Below are 17766 nucleotides of genomic sequence, written 5' to 3' on the forward strand. Positions count from 1 at the left end.
AGTATCCAATGCCAAATCATGAAATTAAGGCGGTTCCACAGAAAAAAGCATACGCTCTTTGGAAGCGCATGCTTATTATTTAAACAAAATATGCGGCGATTATTTCCGTTTTCTGCTGTTTTTTATTAATGTCATTCGCCGGGAATGTCTCAGCCAGGAATAATACGATTTCAAATCGCGTAGTTCAATGGTCTCGGACATCCGCCCGAGGAACGTGACGACGATCATCTTGTGGAGCGGATTGCCGGCCAAATCGGTTTCTTTATCCAAAGTGGCGAATTCCGCTACAAATACCAGATCGTCATCGATCAAATAAACATCCTGCTCATTGCGATAATAAGGCTCAATACGTCCCTGCTTCAGACACTGCCACATGAAATCGGCGATATCCTCAAATCCGGTTTTTTCACTTTCGACGCGATCCGCCCAGCGAATTTTGGCATGGTTCGTGATGACGATATCCGCTACTTTCTTGTCCCCTAACACGACATGAAATGATTCGTAGGTGCTCCATCTCTCCGTCGTCTTGTCTTTCATCGCACGATCCACCCCTCCCCAGGAAGTAGGCCTTATTAACTATGTTTATAATTATATCCATTGTAGCATGCATGTCCAATAATACAAAATAAAAATAAAGCTGCACCAATACTGGTACATTATGGATATAGAAGTTAAAAAAAAACAGCTTCCGCTCCGTTGACCGGTATCGGAAGCTTGTGAGATCACAAACTGTAAAACCGTGTTTTGTCAGGAACATTGCGCTCATACTCGGTCTTGATTTCGTTCCGGTAAGAACGTTCCGTCTTCTTCACGAAAGGCAGCCGTTGAATGTTGCGGATAATCTCTTCCTCCCGATCGCTGTTCATGTACATCACGACATAATGCATTTTCCTTGAAATATAATGGATGTTGCCGTATTTCTCCAATGAACGGGCCGATTTGATATCATTGACCCAAATAATATAGCCGGTACGTTCTGAAAACATAGCTCGCGATCGTCCTCCTTTTCCTTATCCGCAGCCTCCGCCAGTGCTGCATCCGCAGGAGCCGCCTCCGCCGCAGCCTCCGCCGGAAGATTCGTTGCCTGGCACCTTGATCGTTTCGGACACGGAGCCGGCGATCTGTTTGGCAATGTCATGAAGCAGCTCATCCACCGCCTGCTCCGCGATTTTGTAGCGGGTCACGCATTCAATCGCCGCAAGCTCTTTCTCGATGGCTTTTACTTTATCCTTCGCCTCATGAAAGTTGGGATGGAACCGTCCAAACCGCTGGCATTCATCGAAGAGCTCCTTGGCTTTCTCGAACTTCCGGATCAGCGCCTTGACTTCCTGGCTCTGATCGACTGCTGTTTTCCAGTATGCATATTCGGCAACTTCCGCCGATTGATTAATCATGTCGCCTATTTCATAAGCGTTGATGAGCAATGCTGCCATATCGAGCGAGGGCGATGGATCGGGAACGAAATCAAGCATCGCACCGCTTCCCGCAAACTCGGCAGGCTCAGTCATTGGTATCGCTTGCACTGTACCCACCCCTTTGGTATGAAGGTTAGGCTTTCGCCTACTTGCTATCATACCATAATAGGTTTCAAGAAGAAACGGGGGCTTTTGCCGCCTGATCCAAGCCCTGGCCCTCAATCGCTTTCCAGCGGGATGACCAGCATCATTTCCCCCCACATATCCGGTTTCAGACGAAGCTCAGAACGCATATCCGCACCATCCCCATGAATATGGCCGATAACGGCCCACTGCCCGTCGTAATCCTGGATTTCATGGGGCACAAACAGCTGCAGGCCTTCCTCGCGCTGCAGCTTGACTGCCGTTCTCCAGCTGAGCGCTTTCTCCAGAAGTTCCCTGCGGGTTGAGACATGATAAGATCTTAACTGCTTCACCCACATGGAGGACACCTCCTCAAGCCCGCCAAACAAGGACCTGACTGAAGGCACTTCAGTAAGCAGCTCATAGGCATGAAGCGCACAGGGATCCTGAATATAAAGCTTGATCTCTGTCGGATGAACTCCATCAAGCGGCAGCCGGGCTCTTCTCTCCATATTCCCCGGGACGCTATCCTGCTGCATCCACCCTTCTATGGCAAAGCGGAGAGGCTCCGGCAGCGGCTGATCCGCCGCCCGCTCCAGCATGGCAATGACATCCGCGCAGGTAAACCTTCGTTCCATCGCTTTGAGGGCTGCTTTTTCGTTTACCCGATAGATCGTAATCACATCGACGACTTTGCGTTCCCATACCATCTCCAGTTCCCATCTGACTGCCGCGGGCACATAGGCGGATACGTAAATATCCCCGTCAGGAGAGACCGCAATCGGCTCTGCAAACTCCTTGGCACTCTGAGTCAGCACTAAATCAGGCGAAATAAGCCATCTGAAGAGTCCGTCGCCGCTCGCTGTTGCCATCAGCTCCATATAACCGCAGGCTTTCATCAGACCGACCCATCGCAGCACGGGCGTCAGACCTTCCTTGTCCCCCGTGAAGGCGTGCTGATCCACCTGCTTCTCCACATCGGAAATCCTATACCATTGCCCGCTTGCCAGAGCGGCTGTGACTGCAGCAGCGCCCGCAATGGAGCTGTCAAGAACCGCATATTGTTCGATCATGAGCTGCAGCAGCCCGGATTCCCTCTGCTCTCCTGTAAGCTCAAACCACTCCTGCAGACGGCCGGAATGCAATCTGAACGCATCTACATCCTCGCTTAGCCACCCTTTACGGGATGCAATCTCAAGAACAAATGCCAGCGGGAGCGGGTATTCGGCAAACGGAACTGATTTTAAACCTATCAGGGACAGGTCGCGTGGTTGTACGGCCATTTGGCTGCTGCATTTTTCAATTGTCCTTTTGGTCAGCATTCCTTTGACCGTCTTGTGCATACCCGACCGCACCAGCTCAGCCAATGCATGAAGCAGCTGAAGTCCCAGCTCCGGGATATAAACATCATTCTCTTCGAAAATAATATCCGCATCCCCGACAGCGCCTGCTGCCGGGGGAATAAAGGATCCAAACAGCGTATGGTGCCAGGGCAGAAAAGTATCGCGCGGCAGAAAATACAGCTTCTCGCCCCAACCTTTGCGTACCGCGAAAATAATGCCTGATTCGGCCAGCATAAGAAGCCCGATCCGATAATCCGCTCCTGCGATTCCCGGTTCGCTGAAGCCCAGCATCTGCTCCTCCTTGAAGGGCAATGCGCCAAACCTCCCAAGGATAATGTTGAGCGCCGCCGCAGCGGGCCGCGGCATAGACGACCAGGCGGCAGCCAGGCTCGGCTTGTCGCGCAGCGCTTCCGGCCAGGGCAGCGCAACTCCCGGCGAGGCCCACAAGGGAGCCGAGGCGTACCGCTGCAGCTCCGCTTCATTCAGACGGCTGGCAACCTGGCGGCTATTCATTGATTTTCCGCCTCTCATCCCACTGAACGTAGCTCTCACGCTTCCACTTGTTCTTATCCAGCCGCCAGTCGCTCACTTCATAATGATAGCCCTGTTCGAGCAGAAACAACTGGCGCTTATGCGCGAAATCCACTTCCTTGGTATCCTGGGAAACCAGCGTGTAGAACCAGGCATTGTTGTCGCCGGGCTTGGGCCGGAGAATACGGCCGATCCGCTGAGCCTCTTCCTGGCGGGACCCGTAGCTTCCGGATACTTGAATCGCCACCGCCGCATCCGGCAGATCGACTGCAAAATTCGCCACTTTGGAGACGACCAATACCGGAATGGCGCCTTCCTTGAACAAATCGTAAAGCTTCTCGCGCTCGGCATGGGGGAGCTCGCCTGTAAGCACAGGCGCCTGGAGGGCCTCTCCCATGGCATGGAGCTGCTGCAAATATTGGCCGATGACAAGCGCCGGCTTGCCTTCGTGCTTCGTCAGCAAGGTCCGGACCGCATCGATTTTCCTTCCATTCTCACCGGCAATGCGAAATTTGGATTTGGCCTCTGCCGCCTCATATTCCTGTTTTTCCGGCGCGGAGAGCGGAATGCGGATCTCAGCGCAGTGGACCGTGGCAATCCACTGACGGGACTCCAGCGTCTTCCAGGGCATGTCGAAACGCTTCGGACCGATAAGAGAAAACACATCCTTCTCCCGTCCATCCTCACGAACAAGCGTAGCCGTAAGCCCCAGACGCCGCGTGGCCTGCAGCTCGGCAGTCATCCGGAATACCGGAGCAGGCAGCAAATGGACTTCATCATAAATGATGAGTCCCCAGTTCCTCTCCTGAAACAGCTTCATATGCGTAAATTCGTCATCTTTCTGGCGGCGGGCGGTTAGAATTTGGTACGTCGCGATCGTAACCGGACGCACCTGCTTCGAAGAGGCTGCATACTCTCCGATATCGCTGTCATCCAGAGTTGTTTTATCAAGCAGCTCCGTTTTCCACTGCCTGACAGAGGTGACATTGGAGGTAAGGATTAAAGTATCACAGCCCAGGCTGGCCAATGCGGCAATGCCGATAACTGTTTTGCCCGCCCCGCATGGCAGAACGAGCACCCCGCTCCCGCCATCCTCTCTTCCTTCCCGGTAGAACAGATCCACAGCCAGCTTCTGATAGTCGCGCAGCTGGAAGCCGCGTCCTCCCAGCGTCTGTTGACGCAGCTGGACGGGCAGGGTCTCCCCGTGCCGGTAGCCTGCGAGATCTATGACCGGGTAACCCAGGCGGACCAGCTCCTGTTTCAGGCTCCCGCGGTTTTCCGGACTGGCATGACGCTGGCCCGTCTCCGCTCCTGCAGTCAGCAATGCGGAGATTGTGGCATCCTCCGCCAGGTTGCCAAGCAGCGTCTCGTCCCCGCACAATACGAGATCGCCTTCCTCGGACCGGTCAAGGGTCAGCTTGCCGTAGCGTTCCGTCAGCATGCGGATGCCGCTCGTTACTTTAACGGGCAGCTCGTACCGGCTGTGGGCGCCAAGAGCTTCGAGAATCTGATCGGCCCCCATCCCGGACGCTGCTGCATTCCACAGCGACAACGGCGTGATCCGATAGGTATGAATGTCTCCCGGACGCTTGGTCAAATCGGCAAAACAGGACAGCTGCTCACGCGCCTCCTCCGCGTCCGGATGCAGATCATGAAGGAGCACGGTGAAATCGCCCTGTACAATCAAAGGCCGGTCCTTGCGCATAAACAAGCTCATCATCTCCTAAAAACATCGCTTGCGCGGCCGCTTGGGTACTGCCGGCGGAACGCAAATCATCATGTTCTTATAGTTTGAGATATTTTGATCTTTTTATACTTGTTTTCCAGGAAGAACTGCCCGTTTGTACAAATAGACCGTGAGAAAATAATAAATCGTATAGATGACCATAAAGATTACAAGCGGAATCCATATCCGGTAATACGGATTCACCAGAATGAACGAGAACAAGTTCATGCCGACAAGCACATGAGACAATCCTACGACTCCGGGAATCAAAAACACCAGAAACAGCTCTTTATATATGGAAGCGGACAGCCTGCTCCGCCGCACACCGATCTTGTGAAGCATTCTGTAGCGATTGGCATCACGGCTCGCGCCGCTAAGAATCTTGAACATCAGACAGCTGGCCATCATCGCCAGGAAGGCGATTCCCAGGAAGAAGCCCATGAATACAGTCCCGCTGGCAAAGCCGAGCTTGCTTTGATAATATTCATTTTTACTCTGAGGATAATAACCGACATTTTCGTATTTCTTCGCTTCCATCTGGTCGAGCTGCTTCCATGTCCGTTTATTCGTGGTGAAACTCGCTGTCTTGCCGATCATGGCAACCCGACTGGCTGCTTCAATCTTATTGAACGCGCCGGAATCCACCAGCTGCATCTGCCCGATTTCTACGGCAGGAGGCTGCAGCTCATACAAGAAATTTATCCATTCTTGGGACAAAGAGCCGTCATCCATTGAACCAGCCGCTATTTTGTCGGCCAGTCTCGTATATTGCTCCCACTCCTTCTTCGTGGTTCCGGTATGTGTCAGCGGACGGCCCTTCACCATATCTTCAAGCAGAAAATATACCGTCTGGTCGTGCATCTTGTAATGATAGGCATGCTCTTCGGTGAACGTTATGCCGCTTAGAAGCTTTAGCTCTTCCGCTGTCGGGTTATGGATGGTGACATCATAGATTTTATAGCTTTCGGCAGCGATAAAAGCATTGTTCTGGAAAGCCATCCCGCCGGAAATCGCCCCTGCCGAGAGGGCAATAAGCATCGCAACTGTCGCCAGCATTTTGGTCAATCCATTGATCCGAAAGCTTAACTGCCCGAACGTGAAGGCATGAATTCCTTTATTCGCCTGACTCTTAACAGACTTCAAGCGGTTTATGAGGAGCGGCACCAGCGAGATAAAGATCAAATACGTCCCAAGAGTAGTCATGACGGTGGCCACCAGCAGCCCGATTTCCCTAAGCTGCTCCATAAACACCAGACATACATAACCGATCCCAAGCGCCAAGATACCTAACACGCTTATGAACCATTTTATCCGGCTCATGACCGGAATACGCTCCGGCTGCTTGTCCGCATGTATCAGCTGCAGAAGCCGCATGCGGGATAGCTTGGCATAATTCCACAAGGCGGACAGCAAAAACAACGCGATGAAGAAAATAATCGTAATGGCGATGGAGGGTCCGAATAACGGATGATAGCCTGCGAGATCCACATCAAGCTGCGACGCCATCAGCTGGCCGACCACAGCCGCAAGGCCGATTCCAAGAGCGATGCCAAGCAATAAAGAAATACCGCCCATGACCATATTTTCAATAAACAACAGCATGTTGATTTTTTTCTTCCTGGCTCCGAGCGTCATATACATGCCGAATTCCCTTTGACGCAGTGAGAAGAGAAACGAGCTGGCGTAAATAATATAAAAAAAGGTCACAACCGACAGCAGAAAGGAACCCATCAAATAAACCAGCTCTATATGATTGATTACCGAATTGCTTTTAATAAATTCCTTATTCCAGGCCAAAGTCTGGAACATATAGAAAATAGCTATCGCCATGATTAGTCCCGCCAATAAGACAACATAATTCTTGAACTTGCTTGTCATGCCGGTTAATGCGAGTTTGATTAACACTCGGGCACCTCCTTTTTATTCATCCTGGACCGTGCCCCATTCCGCCAGAACATCAAGAATTTGTCTGTAAAAGATTTCCCGAGTCGTTGTACGGCGTAATTCCTTGTACATCCGGCCATCCTGTATAAACAGAATCCGGCTGCAATAACTGGCGCTGAAAGCATCATGAGTTACCATCATAATGGAGATTCCCTGGTTCTCGTTCAGACTCTTCATGACCTTAAGCAGGCTCATCGCATTTTTGGAATCGAGGGATCCTGTGGGCTCATCGCCAAGAAGGAGCGCGGGCTCATGCACAACCGCTCTTGCGGCAGCAGTCCGCTGCTTCTGCCCGCCTGAAATCTCCGTAGGGTATTTGTCGGCAATTCCTTCAATGCCTAATGTGCCGAGCACCTTATTCACTCTGATCCCGATTTCTTTGGAAGGCATGTTCTGCAGCGAGAGCGGAAGCGCCACATTCTCATAAACGCTCAGGTTCTCCAGCAAGTTAAAATCCTGAAAAATAAAACCCAGCTCCCGGGAGCGAAAATCCGCAAGCTGATCCTCTTTCATTCCCGCAATATCGGTTCCGTTAATTTTGATGCTCCCCTGTGAAGTGGAATCCAGCGTCGAAATCACATTAAGCAGCGTTGTTTTCCCTGATCCGGAAGGACCCATAACCGCCACAAATTCTCCCTTCTGAATCAAAAACGAAATATTATCCAACGCCAGAAATGGATGTTCATTTTTTTTCCCATATACCTTCTTAACGTCTCTGACGTCCACTACCGGCAATACCATCATTGGCGCCTCCTTTTCTATAAGCGGTTTACTTGACTAGCCTGTTTATTATAGAAAATGATCCGTAAGGAGGTATTACGAAAAAATTAAGAATTATTAAGAGGTAAACGCAAAAAGACCCGGCGCACAACATCGCCGGATCACCTGGCTTGCTATAAGTGATTATTCTTGTTTTGAAACGTTAGCTGATGCATAATCCTCGGCCATCGCGATCATCAGTTTCGCCGAGACCAGCATCGACCGCTCGTCCAGGTCGAATTTGGGATGGTGATGCGGGTAGACAGCGCCGCACTCCTCATTGCCGGCCCCGACAAACATGAAGCAGCCGGGAATCTCCTTCAGATAATAGGAGAAATCCTCCCCTGCCATAATCAGCGTCGATTCCCTTACTGCCTCCTCGCCCATCCGGCGGCGGGCAACCTCGAAGAAACGCTCAGCCTCTTCGGAATCGTTTACTACCGTCGGATATCCGAAACGGTAGTCAAGCTCGGCTGTTGCGCCATGCATTTCTGCCGTTTGCTTGACAATCTGCTCAAGCCGCGCTTTAATCCGGCTTCTCGTTTCCTCATTGAAAGTGCGGACCGTCCCGGTCAGCCTGCAGCGCTCGGCAACCACATTTCCGGTTGATCCTGCATGAAAGGAGCCTATTGAGACCACAGCCGGCTCCAGAGGGTTTATATTGCGGCTTACTATCGTCTGCAGCGCCTGCACCATTGCCGAACCGACCAGCACCGCATCCACCGTCTCATGAGGCATTCCGCCGTGACCTCCGCGGCCTGTAATATCAATATAGATTTCATCGGGAGACGCCATCAGCGGCCCGCTGCGGGTCGCCACAACACCATAAGGCAGCGGTGTCCACAAATGCACGCCATATATGACATCCACATCCGCGAGCACACCGCTGCGGATCATGCCGAGTGCGCCTCCTGGCGTCAGTTCCTCGGCCGGTTGGAACAGCAGCCGCCGCTCCCCCTGGAGCAGCGCGCGATTGGCACTGTAATACCGCGCTATTCCTAGCATCGTCGCTGTATGCGCATCATGTCCGCATGCATGCATGACTCCGGGAACCGTCGATGCATATTCGCATGATTTCTCATCCTGAATCGGCAGGGCATCAATGTCAGCGCGGAGCGCGATGACCGGTCCCGGCCGTTCTCCTTTGATCGTCGCAACCACGCCGTAACCGCCTTCGGTTCTTGCCACTTCACAGCCAAAGTCAGCCAGCTGACCCGCGATCCATCCCGATGTTTCTTTTTCGTGAAAGGACAGCTCCGGATGCCGGTGCAGATATCGCCTCCACTGTACCATATCCGGATATCCGGTTTGCAGCATTGCGTCGATTTCTTCATTTGTTCCCATGCGCACAAACCTCCCTCGCTCACACCAGACTTATTCTCTACTTCTTATTGTACCAGAAGGATGGAAGGTGCTGAAAGTTGTTTCGCCGCTTTCGGCGATCATTTTTCGTAAAGCTGTCACTTTTGGCCTGCAGACAGCGCCAGAGTCAGGCTTGCACTAGTAAGTGAAAAATACTATCATGGATAAGAAGTGAGAACAGATACGTCCCTTACGTTTGAAGGAGGATCCATCCATGATTATTGAGAATACTGGCCTAAACGGCATGACAAGCGATCTTGCGCATCTCGATGAATCTGCGGACAAGCTCGGCTTCGTCCGTTGGCAGTGGGAATATTATCGCGCAACCTATGATTTGAAACTGGAAGACAGCGCCAACCGCGAAGACTACTTCTTGCGTTTTAATGTCCGCGCAATTGAGGGCAAGCTGGAGTCGCCGCACACCGTTCTGAAAGTGGAAGCCGTATACATAGGCAGGGCTACCTTTCCGCACGGGCTTGATTATGAATCAGCCATTCCGCAGCCGATCTTGAATGCGGCTACACAACGGCTGCAAGAATTAAAGAAACTACTCACCTAACAGGCTTGTTCCTCGGATGAAACAAAAGACGAACGGCCTGCGCGGCAGGCCGGATTTTTTACTTCTCGTCCTGACTCTTGTGCTTGTCGGTTTTGGTCTTGTGATGGTTTTTAGCGCCAGCTCCAACACCGCTGTCATATCCGAGAACTACAACTATGACGCGCTCTATTTCACCAAACGGCAGCTGATCTGGGCGGTGCTCGGGACCGGGATCATGTTTATCATCATGAACATTCCCTACACCGTTTTCAAGAAGGCCTACATTCTTTATTTTGTACCCGTTATCATAATGCTTATGATTGTTCCATTCGTCAGTGAAGAAATCAACGGGGCGCGCAGCTGGTTCAATATCGGACCGCTCGGCATACAGCCGACGGAGTTTGCCAAGCTTGGACTCATTCTTTACCTGGGCTCGCTGATCACCAAGAAAGGCGAGAAGTTCCGGGATTTCAAAAAAGGGCTTGTCCCTGTGTTTATTGTCATCGGCTTTATTTGCGGATTGATTATGCTGCAACCGGATTTGGGCTCTTGTATTGTTATAGCGGCATGCTCGATTATCATCATTGTAGCGGGCGGCGCCAACCTGAAGCAGCTCTTCCTTGCCGGCGTGGTCATTTCGCTGATTGTCGTTGCCGGGGCAAGCATCTCCATGATGAAGGATCCAGCAGGCTGGAACTACCGGATCGACCGCTTTACGGCTTTTACAAATCCTGAGGCCGATGAGCTTGGCAGTACCTATCAATTATCGCGATCTCTCCAAGCCTTGGGCCACGGCGGTTTCTCGGGCGCCGGCTTTGGCCACAGCGTGCAGAAGCTGAAGTATCTGCCCTATGCTTACAGCGATTTTATCTTCTCGGTCATAGCTGAGGAATTCGGCTTTATCGGAAGTGTGCTGTTTCTCCTGTTTTATCTGGTCTTCCTCTGGCGCGGGCTCATCATTGCCCTGCGGTGTCCTGACAGCTATGGAACCGTTGTAGGTGTAGGCATAGTGGGCCTGCTCGCCGTACAGACCATCATTAATATCGGCGGTGTCACCGGTGCCATGCCGCTTACCGGCGTTACTCTGCCGTTCATCAGTCATGGCGGCTCCTCCCTGCTTGTTTCTCTGGCCTGCATCGGTGTGCTGCTCAGCATATCCCGCGAGCATGATAAGCCGGAGAAGAGCAGCAACCGGTTCGCCAGCTAACCTGGTGAACCATTCTGCACCGGATTGGTTAAGATCCTCAAAAGCCGACAAGCGATGAGCCTTGTCGGCTTTTTTTTGTGCAGCCAGGAAAGCTCCGATCCTTCCTCCCACCAGCACAAAAAAAACCGCCCGGACATGGGACGGTTTCTCATGAATTATTTGATTCGGGTCATATTTTCTTCCGCTTCGTTGTCTTCCTTGAAGGCAACGCCCTCGACCTTTAAGTTAACCTCCACGACATTCAGGCCGGTCATGTTCTCTACAGCCTCGCGAACATTATCCTGCAGCCTGCGGCATACTTCTTGAATCGGAATGCCATACTGCACTATAACACGCAAATCGATAGCTGCTTCGAGCTGTCCAACTTCGACGGTTACACCCTTTTGAACATTTTTACCGCTCAGCCGTTTGGCAAGACCCTCTGATATTCCGCCCGACATAGCGGCAATCCCTGGAGTTTCAAGCGCAGCCAGCCCCGCGATGGTGGCGACTACATCATCTGCAATTCGAATAATGCCGGTAAGAACTTCATCGGACATGCCACACACTCCTCTTTTCCAATATGCTTCCATTGTAAATGAAGCGAACTGGCGAAGCAAGATTATAATGCGTCATGTTGATTAAGTTTAGATGTCAGTTTACATGTCCAGTATTTTCCGCTATAGTGTTATCAGATTTCCACTTACCCCATCCAAAGACGAGGTGTTCAGGAACGTTGAATCAGAAATTGTTTTTCACAGCATTGATTGGTTTGTTTGTACTTAGCGGCGTCGCTCATTACGCCCATTTCGGAACAATTGCCGAATTTATCATTTCCGCGATTGCCATCTTGTTCGTGGCTGGATTTCTCGGAAAAGCGACCGAAAGCGTGGCCCACTACGCCGGACAGCGATTAGGCGGATTTCTGAACGCTACCTTCGGAAACGCAGCAGAACTTATTATCGCGATCTTCCTGGTCAAGGAAGGATTATTCGATATGGTGAAAGCCAGCATCACCGGCTCCATCATCGGCAATTTGCTGCTTGTGCTGGGTGCAAGCGTCTTTCTCGGCGGATTGAAATTCAAGGAACAGCGATTCAATGTACAATTGGCCAGCCACAATTCATCGTTGATGATACTGGCTGTTATCGCTCTTGCCATCCCGGCTATCTTTATTTCAAGCGAGCATTTCTCCATCGAGCATAGCCGGACTCTCAGTCTTTCCATCGCCGGACTTCTGATTGTGGCCTATATCCTGTGGCTGGTGTTCTCAATGATCACCCATAAGGACGTACTGGCCGACGTGGAGGAAGCAACACCGGATCATGGGGAGCAACCCGCCTGGTCCAAGCGGACCTCTATTCTCTTCCTGGTGATCGCTACGGTTATGACCGCATTCGTCAGCGAGTGGCTGGTCCACACGCTGGACAGCCTTACCCATAAATTCGGCTTGTCGGAGCTGTTTGTCGGCGCCTTCGTCATCGCCATTGTCGGCAATGCCGCGGAACACAGCGCAGCCGTCATGCTGGCGATGAAGAACAAGATCGGCGCTGCAGTGGAAATTGCCGTGGGCAGCAGCCTGCAGATTGCCTTGTTCGTTGCTCCCGTGCTTATTTTCATCAGCTTGTTATTCGGCAATACGATGGATATCGTATTTACCCCCATTGAATTGGCTGCTATTGCCGTAGCCGTCTTTATTGCCAAATCAATAGCCCAGGACGGGCGGACGAACTGGTATGAAGGATCTCTGTTGATCATCGTATATGTCATACTCGGGTTTGCCTTTTATCTTGTTTAGCGCCAAATCCCTTTGCCGCACACAAGAAGACGCTCCGCAAGCTTGCGGAGCGTCTTCTTCGTGATCCGTTTAAACAAATGGCCTTGATAAGCGGAAAACCGCCGGCAGCTGGATTGAAAACAAAAAAAAACCGCGTTGCCCGCGGCTAAACCTTGTTATTCATAGCTTCATACAGCTGTGCCAAATTGCGCTCAAGCTTGCTGATAATCTCTTTGCCAATCACTTCGGCAACAAGCCCTGCCCGAATAGCAAAATCGATTTCTCTGGAGAAGCCATATATTTGCGTGTCCAATACCTCTTCGTAGAGGGGACATTTTCTCGTGGCCAAGTTTTCCATTTGCACTTCGATCAGCTTCTCAATTTTATAAGCATCTTCCTGAAGGAGATTGATCGCTTTTTGATGTAGATGAATGAGAACATCGGATGAAGACATCGTACTCCCCCTTGTGCGTCTAGCTATCGCCCTTGTTTATCTTTATATTAGACGAAAACGGGACAATGTACAAGGTCAAAACGACAAAAGCGCTCCGCCAATTATTCGGCGAAGCGCTTTCTTTTTGATTTGGTTGGCTATTCGGATAGAATCTTGATGTCCAGGCTGTGTTTTGCAAACACTTCTGCCATGGCTGCTTTGGCATCGTCCGCATCCGGACCGTGAACATGAAGTTCATAGGAATGTCCGCCAACCAACGTAGTGAATAGACCGAGAATGCTTTTAACGTCAATATATTTATTTTCGGCTTGTAGTACGATGGACGAACGGAATTTATTCGCCGTCTGTGAGATGTCAACGATTGCTGCATTGTTGGACATGTGAATCCCTCCATTTTTAGTTACATTTGCTATAATTGCTGTAGCTGCATTCATCATAACCCGATTTCGTATCGCAGACAAGGGGCTTTTATTTCAAATTTTCGGGATTCAGCGGTTCCAATTCAGGTACGACAAACCTTCCATCCTTGCGAATAAGACGGTCATCGAAGTATACTTCTCCCCCACCGTACTCCGGACGTTGAATGAGCACCAGGTCCCAATGAACCGCAGAACGGTTGCCATTGTCGGTCTCCTCGTATGCCTGTCCGGGTGTGAAATGAAGGCTTCCGGCAATTTTCTCATCAAACAACGTATCTTTCATCGGATGTAAAATGTAGGGATTAAAGCCCAGACTAAACTCCCCGATATATCTTGCTCCCTCGTCGGTGTCCAGAATTTCATTCAGCTTCACCGTGTCGCTGCTCGTTGCTTTCACAATCTTTCCCTTATCGAAAGTGAAGGATATGTTCTCGAAAGTCACTCCGGAATAAACGGATGGCGTGTTATATGTAATCGTTCCTTGCACCGAATCGCGCACGGGTGCCGAGTAGACTTCACCATCCGGAATATTGCGCAGACCTGCGCATTTTACAGCGCCGATTCCCTGAATGGAGAACGATAAATCCGTTCCAGGCGCCACCAGTCGGACATGGCTCGTCTCTGTCATCAGCTTCTCCAGCGGATCCATCGCCCTGTCCATTTTGGCATAATCCAGATTGCATACGTCAAAATAAAAATTCTCAAACGCTTCCGTGGGCATATTGGCAAGCTGCGCCATCGAAGCGTTCGGATAACGCAATACCACCCATTTGGTATGTTTTACACGTCGTTCAAGATGTATCGGATGGCGGTACAATTGATCGTACAGGAGCATATTGGCGCTTGGAACATCCGCTAGTTCATTTACATTTTCTCCGGCACGAACCGCGATATAACCATCCATCGCTTCCATGCGCTTCAGATCGAATGAAGCCCACAGCTCCATCTGCTCTTTGGTCGCATTTTTGAGCAGCGCACGCAGAACAGAACGGTCGCTTGTTTCGACAAAAGGACGTCCGCCCCGTTTGGCTACCTCTTCAATTAAACATATCGCGAGCTCGCGCTCCGAACCTATCATGTCGATCAGAATGTTCTCTCCTGGCTGAACATCGACGGAATAGCCGGCCAGATTGGCAGCCAGCGCTTGCAGACGCGGATCACGCATGTAAGTTACCTCCTGTTTCTTTTTCTATAATCCTACCACTTTTTTAGTGACTCTGCACGAGCAGTGGTTCATTTCTGTTTGGCATCGGACAATACCTGAAAGGTAATATCTGAAATTCTGGATTCCTGCCGCTGCTCGCCCTGCGTCTTATAGCGCAAAATCGTATGTTCCTGAAGCCGCAAAGGCAGCAAGCGTTTCTTATCCACAATCAATTTATAGGTGGAACTGACCTGCAGCGTAGACAGCATGTCTTCAAGCAGCCGGCCCGATCGGGTTATTTCGGCCTGCCATTCCTTTTGGAAACTGGCTTCGGTCTCCGCTTTCGTGCTTTGCTGCCGGATCCCGCTTCCCGCCGCAAGCGGCATACTGTTCTGCAGATCCTTGAATTCGCTGCGCAGCTTGGCAGTCCACTTCTCCGCAGCCGCCTTCTCCTCCGTCTTCACCAGCAGAACAGCAGTCGTGTTTCCCGATTCTGCCGGCACGAGTTCTGCAGCGCTTGCAGTGTCCTCAATCTGTTTCAGCAGCTCCAGGGGATGGATGACGTCCTCCGATGAGCCGATATCGCTCGATTTGACTTCCAGCCGTTCATGATCTTTCACTGTGCCTTGAAACGACAACGGTTTTATGACCATCCCGTCCCCTGTTGCAATATTCGTGGTGCCCTTGAACGTATAGTGATCGACGCCGGACAAACCCGATACCGTCAGAGCAAGCAGCTCCTTGGGCGATCTGTCCTCTACAGATGAAGCGCAGCCTGCTGTCACTGTCAAGCAGAGAACCATTATGGCAAAATATTGTTTCATCCTTTTCTCTCCTCATGCAACAAAGTCTTCTTCAAGAATATCCTCTGTTGATAACGCCCACTTTATGCGGCCTGCCGGCGAATAACGCAAAAAAGGGGCAGCTTCGGGCTCTTGCAGCCCTTGCTCACCCCTACGTTTCATCCTTTGCTCAAGCTCCGACAAACACCCGGTTGCGCCCATTGTTTTTGGCTTCATAAAGCGCCATATCCGCCCGGTAAAAAAGAGATTCCACACTGACCAGATCATCCTCAAAGACCCATTCTGAAAGCCCGCATGACACGGTTACGGAGGGGTCCGTGAGCATCTCCACCCGGCTGCGGATTCTCTCGGCGATTCGGTAAGCCTGCTCGGAACGGATTTGCGGCAGGTAGACCGCCAGTTCTTCGCCGCCCCATCTCGCTGCGATATCGCTTTCCCTGATGCAGGATCGGATCACTTCGCTGACACTGATCAGAATCCGGTCACCGATCTGATGCCCATAAGTGTCATTCACTTTTTTGAAATAATCGATATCGACCAGAACAAGGGATCCGCACTTGTCTTTGCGCTGCCTGGCCTGGATCTGTTCGTTCAAATAATGCCTTGCCCGCAAGCCTGTCAAATTATCGGTAATGACCATCCGCCGCACCTCCGCATGCAGCGAAGCGTTGGTAACAGCCAAGCCGATATGGATGGACAGCACCTGCAGCAATTTATAGTTGTCATATGAAAAGTAATTCGGACTTTTGTGAGTGACCATGATGACCCCGACCACTTCCGTATTGGCCATGATTGGAGCTGCAATCAGCGAGCGCGACCCCGTCCCGTCCATCAGCTTGGACGACACGACCGGCGTACTTTGGTAGTCGGAAATAATAAGCGGCTCCTTCGTCTCGTATACGATGCCGCAAAAACCATGTGATGTGGAATATATTTCGTTTGCAGCCGAAGGCAAATTGCTCGCCATCATTTTGAAAACGTTGGTTTCGTTATTCAACTGCAGCACATTGCAGTAGTCCGCTTTGAAAATATGCAAAAGCTCGCTCATTGCAAACTGAAAGATTTCTTTCAGATGCAGGGACTGATTGAGCCGCTTCGTCAGCTCATTGATAAGCTGAAGCTCCCCGATCAGCAGATTGGATTGCTCGAACAGTTTGGCATTCTCAAAAGCCGAGCCAGCCGTATCGCAAAGCATGACAAGCGCTCCAATATCGGAATCTTCCAAATATTTTTTCTTCATCGTCACACTTAAAACACCGTAGACAGCCTGCTTGCCGCTCATCGGTATCGCCAGCTTGAATAGAGCATCATCCTCATATTCCATGACAGGCTTGCCCTCCAGAAAAGCCTGTGCATAGAGATCGGCTGCGGAATGCCTGAGCATGAGCGGCTTTACGCGAGGGTCGCCATTAACATGATCCTGCGATAAGTACAGATCGACCTCGGCATGCGGGTACAGGTTCTCCACATCCACAAGAAGGACATTCAGCACCGAGGTGACTTCATTCTGGTCATGCAGCCGCTTGGCCGTCTGAAACAGCGTATCCCTTCGAAAAGCTTCCTTCTCGCTTGATTGCTGCCGGATCAATAAATTCTGCACAAACACCCTCTCGAGATGAGAGTAGAAAAGCACGCGAAAATGAAGTGCCGCCGTTTCGAGCAGCGCAGCAAAATTTTGGGCGGGGGAAAGATTGTTTGCGAGCAAAACAGCAAGGCAGTCCTCGTTCTTTTTTTTCAAAAGCGGCACAACCAGAATTCCGCCGCTGATCAGACTCTTTCTTTTTATAGAAGCCTCTTCGGCCAATTGCCGAAGATCATGGGAGATGAATTGATCTGGATTCGCTTGATCCGATGCTGCGATTATTTGTCCACGTGGATCAGTCAGTAAAAGGAAACCGTCCAGAAACGGAGAACCCGCAGATTCGTTTAACCAGTCCTGAAAGCTGCTCCGGAGCAGACCCGTCAGAAGCGTTTGGTCCTCTTCATAAATATCCTCGTTCGCAAACCAGAGGGACGGCAGCGGCAATGCTTGTTCATTCCCGGACAAGCGTTCATTTAGAATCGGGTTGTCTGCACGAACAAAGTTCTTCATCAAACAGCATCGCCTCTTCTCTATGTAGCAAGGATCACAACAGGATGGATATGATCTATCATACTTCAATCTCTGAAAATATGCACTACTTTAGTCATAAGGATATAGGACTTTAGATTCATATTCTGCCATGGTATGTAAGATTTGATT

General features: G+C 50.8%; 17 protein-coding genes. 3 read left to right on the forward strand and 14 right to left on the reverse strand.

From position 1 onward, the window contains the following. Positions 1-99 precede the first annotated feature (99 nt). The 8 genes from ACFOLF_RS02415 to ACFOLF_RS02450 all read right to left on the reverse strand — a co-directional run bounded on the left by ACFOLF_RS02415 (position 100) and on the right by ACFOLF_RS02450 (position 9185). A complete protein-coding gene (locus ACFOLF_RS02415) occupies positions 100-537 on the reverse strand; it encodes a hypothetical protein (protein WP_188992175.1) in 438 nt (145 codons plus the stop codon). Between the two features lie 185 nt (positions 538-722). Then, a complete protein-coding gene (locus ACFOLF_RS02420; RefSeq protein WP_210039983.1) occupies positions 723-986 on the reverse strand; it encodes a YlbG family protein in 264 nt (87 codons plus the stop codon). A 24-nt stretch (positions 987-1010) separates the two neighbouring features. After that, positions 1011-1472 (reverse strand): YlbF family regulator, encoded by a 462-nt coding sequence (locus tag ACFOLF_RS02425; RefSeq protein WP_210040027.1) that lies wholly within the window; start codon positions 1470-1472, stop codon positions 1011-1013. A 161-nt stretch (positions 1473-1633) separates the two neighbouring features. Further along, a complete protein-coding gene (locus tag ACFOLF_RS02430) occupies positions 1634-3394 on the reverse strand; it encodes a hypothetical protein (protein WP_210039982.1) in 1761 nt (586 codons plus the stop codon). Continuing rightward, positions 3387-5117, reverse strand: a complete 1731-nt coding sequence (locus ACFOLF_RS02435; RefSeq protein ID WP_379113365.1) for a DNA repair helicase XPB — start codon at positions 5115-5117, stop codon at positions 3387-3389. Before ACFOLF_RS02435 ends, ACFOLF_RS02430 begins: the two co-directional genes overlap by 8 nt. A gap of 105 nt (positions 5118-5222) precedes the next feature. Next, complete coding sequence (locus ACFOLF_RS02440; RefSeq protein WP_210039980.1) at positions 5223-7043, reverse strand: FtsX-like permease family protein; 1821 nt, start codon at positions 7041-7043, stop codon at positions 5223-5225. A 15-nt stretch (positions 7044-7058) separates the two neighbouring features. Continuing rightward, a complete protein-coding gene (locus ACFOLF_RS02445; protein WP_210040026.1) occupies positions 7059-7823 on the reverse strand; it encodes an ABC transporter ATP-binding protein in 765 nt (254 codons plus the stop codon). Positions 7824-7985: 162 nt separating this feature from the next. Next, positions 7986-9185, reverse strand: coding sequence for a M20 metallopeptidase family protein (locus tag ACFOLF_RS02450; protein WP_210039979.1), 1200 nt, complete (start codon positions 9183-9185; stop codon positions 7986-7988). A 232-nt stretch (positions 9186-9417) separates the two neighbouring features. On the opposite strand from ACFOLF_RS02450, the gene ACFOLF_RS02455 reads away from it, so the two are divergent. Next, positions 9418-9762: a YugN family protein gene (locus ACFOLF_RS02455; protein WP_210039978.1), complete on the forward strand. Its 345-nt coding sequence runs from the start codon at positions 9418-9420 to the stop codon at positions 9760-9762. A 16-nt stretch (positions 9763-9778) separates the two neighbouring features. After that, positions 9779-10948: a putative lipid II flippase FtsW gene (gene ftsW, locus ACFOLF_RS02460; protein WP_210039977.1), complete on the forward strand. Its 1170-nt coding sequence runs from the start codon at positions 9779-9781 to the stop codon at positions 10946-10948. A 155-nt stretch (positions 10949-11103) separates the two neighbouring features. Here ftsW and ACFOLF_RS02465 read toward each other — a convergent pair whose 3' ends face one another. Then, positions 11104-11487: an Asp23/Gls24 family envelope stress response protein gene (locus tag ACFOLF_RS02465; RefSeq protein ID WP_210039976.1), complete on the reverse strand. Its 384-nt coding sequence runs from the start codon at positions 11485-11487 to the stop codon at positions 11104-11106. 176 nt (positions 11488-11663) lie between these two features. On the opposite strand from ACFOLF_RS02465, the gene cax reads away from it, so the two are divergent. Then, positions 11664-12725, forward strand: coding sequence for a calcium/proton exchanger (gene cax, locus ACFOLF_RS02470; protein ID WP_379113349.1), 1062 nt, complete (start codon positions 11664-11666; stop codon positions 12723-12725). A gap of 145 nt (positions 12726-12870) precedes the next feature. On the opposite strand, the gene ACFOLF_RS02475 is transcribed toward cax, so the two are convergent. The 5 genes from ACFOLF_RS02475 to ACFOLF_RS02495 form a co-directional block, all read right to left on the reverse strand. Beyond that, on the reverse strand, positions 12871-13158 hold the full coding sequence (locus ACFOLF_RS02475; RefSeq protein WP_188992183.1) for a YlaN family protein: 288 nt from the start codon (positions 13156-13158) through the stop codon (positions 12871-12873). A gap of 137 nt (positions 13159-13295) precedes the next feature. After that, a complete protein-coding gene (locus ACFOLF_RS02480; RefSeq protein WP_210040025.1) occupies positions 13296-13592 on the reverse strand; it encodes an HPr family phosphocarrier protein in 297 nt (98 codons plus the stop codon). A gap of 34 nt (positions 13593-13626) precedes the next feature. Beyond that, entirely contained in the window at positions 13627-14742 is a 1116-nt protein-coding gene (locus ACFOLF_RS02485; protein ID WP_210039974.1) for an aminopeptidase, read from the reverse strand. Between the two features lie 68 nt (positions 14743-14810). Then, complete coding sequence (locus ACFOLF_RS02490; RefSeq protein ID WP_210039973.1) at positions 14811-15545, reverse strand: hypothetical protein; 735 nt, start codon at positions 15543-15545, stop codon at positions 14811-14813. 148 nt (positions 15546-15693) lie between these two features. Further along, positions 15694-17616 carry a sensor domain-containing diguanylate cyclase gene (locus ACFOLF_RS02495; RefSeq protein ID WP_210040024.1) on the reverse strand — a complete coding sequence of 641 codons (1923 nt, stop codon included), beginning with the start codon at positions 17614-17616 and terminating at the stop codon, positions 15694-15696. Positions 17617-17766: the final 150 nt, after the last annotated feature.

It is taken from the genome of Paenibacillus sepulcri, assembly GCF_042647105.1.
GTDB classification, from domain to species: Bacteria; Bacillota; Bacilli; order Paenibacillales; family Paenibacillaceae; genus Paenibacillus_Z; species Paenibacillus_Z sepulcri.

Bases quoted from the DNA above. Each gene is read 5' to 3' on its own strand.
- ACFOLF_RS02415 (WP_188992175.1), bottom strand. From the start codon at position 537: ATGAAAGACAAGACGACGGAGAGATGGAGCACCTACGAATCATTTCAT.
- ACFOLF_RS02420 (WP_210039983.1), bottom strand. From the start codon at position 986: ATGTTTTCAGAACGTACCGGCTATATTATTTGGGTCAATGATATCAAA.
- ACFOLF_RS02425 (WP_210040027.1), bottom strand. From the start codon at position 1,472: ATGCTTGATTTCGTTCCCGATCCATCGCCCTCGCTCGATATGGCAGCA.
- ACFOLF_RS02430 (WP_210039982.1), bottom strand. From the start codon at position 3,394: ATGAATAGCCGCCAGGTTGCCAGCCGTCTGAATGAAGCGGAGCTGCAG.
- ACFOLF_RS02435 (WP_379113365.1), bottom strand. From the start codon at position 5,117: ATGCGCAAGGACCGGCCTTTGATTGTACAGGGCGATTTCACCGTGCTC.
- ACFOLF_RS02445 (WP_210040026.1), bottom strand. From the start codon at position 7,823: ATGGTATTGCCGGTAGTGGACGTCAGAGACGTTAAGAAGGTATATGGG.
- ACFOLF_RS02450 (WP_210039979.1), bottom strand. From the start codon at position 9,185: ATGGGAACAAATGAAGAAATCGACGCAATGCTGCAAACCGGATATCCG.
- ACFOLF_RS02455 (WP_210039978.1), top strand. From the start codon at position 9,418: ATGATTATTGAGAATACTGGCCTAAACGGCATGACAAGCGATCTTGCG.
- ftsW (WP_210039977.1), top strand. From the start codon at position 9,779: ATGAAACAAAAGACGAACGGCCTGCGCGGCAGGCCGGATTTTTTACTT.
- ACFOLF_RS02465 (WP_210039976.1), bottom strand. From the start codon at position 11,487: ATGTCCGATGAAGTTCTTACCGGCATTATTCGAATTGCAGATGATGTA.
- ACFOLF_RS02475 (WP_188992183.1), bottom strand. From the start codon at position 13,158: ATGTCTTCATCCGATGTTCTCATTCATCTACATCAAAAAGCGATCAAT.
- ACFOLF_RS02480 (WP_210040025.1), bottom strand. From the start codon at position 13,592: ATGAATGCAGCTACAGCAATTATAGCAAATGTAACTAAAAATGGAGGG.
- ACFOLF_RS02485 (WP_210039974.1), bottom strand. From the start codon at position 14,742: ATGCGTGATCCGCGTCTGCAAGCGCTGGCTGCCAATCTGGCCGGCTAT.
- ACFOLF_RS02490 (WP_210039973.1), bottom strand. From the start codon at position 15,545: ATGAAACAATATTTTGCCATAATGGTTCTCTGCTTGACAGTGACAGCA.
- ACFOLF_RS02495 (WP_210040024.1), bottom strand. From the start codon at position 17,616: ATGAAGAACTTTGTTCGTGCAGACAACCCGATTCTAAATGAACGCTTG.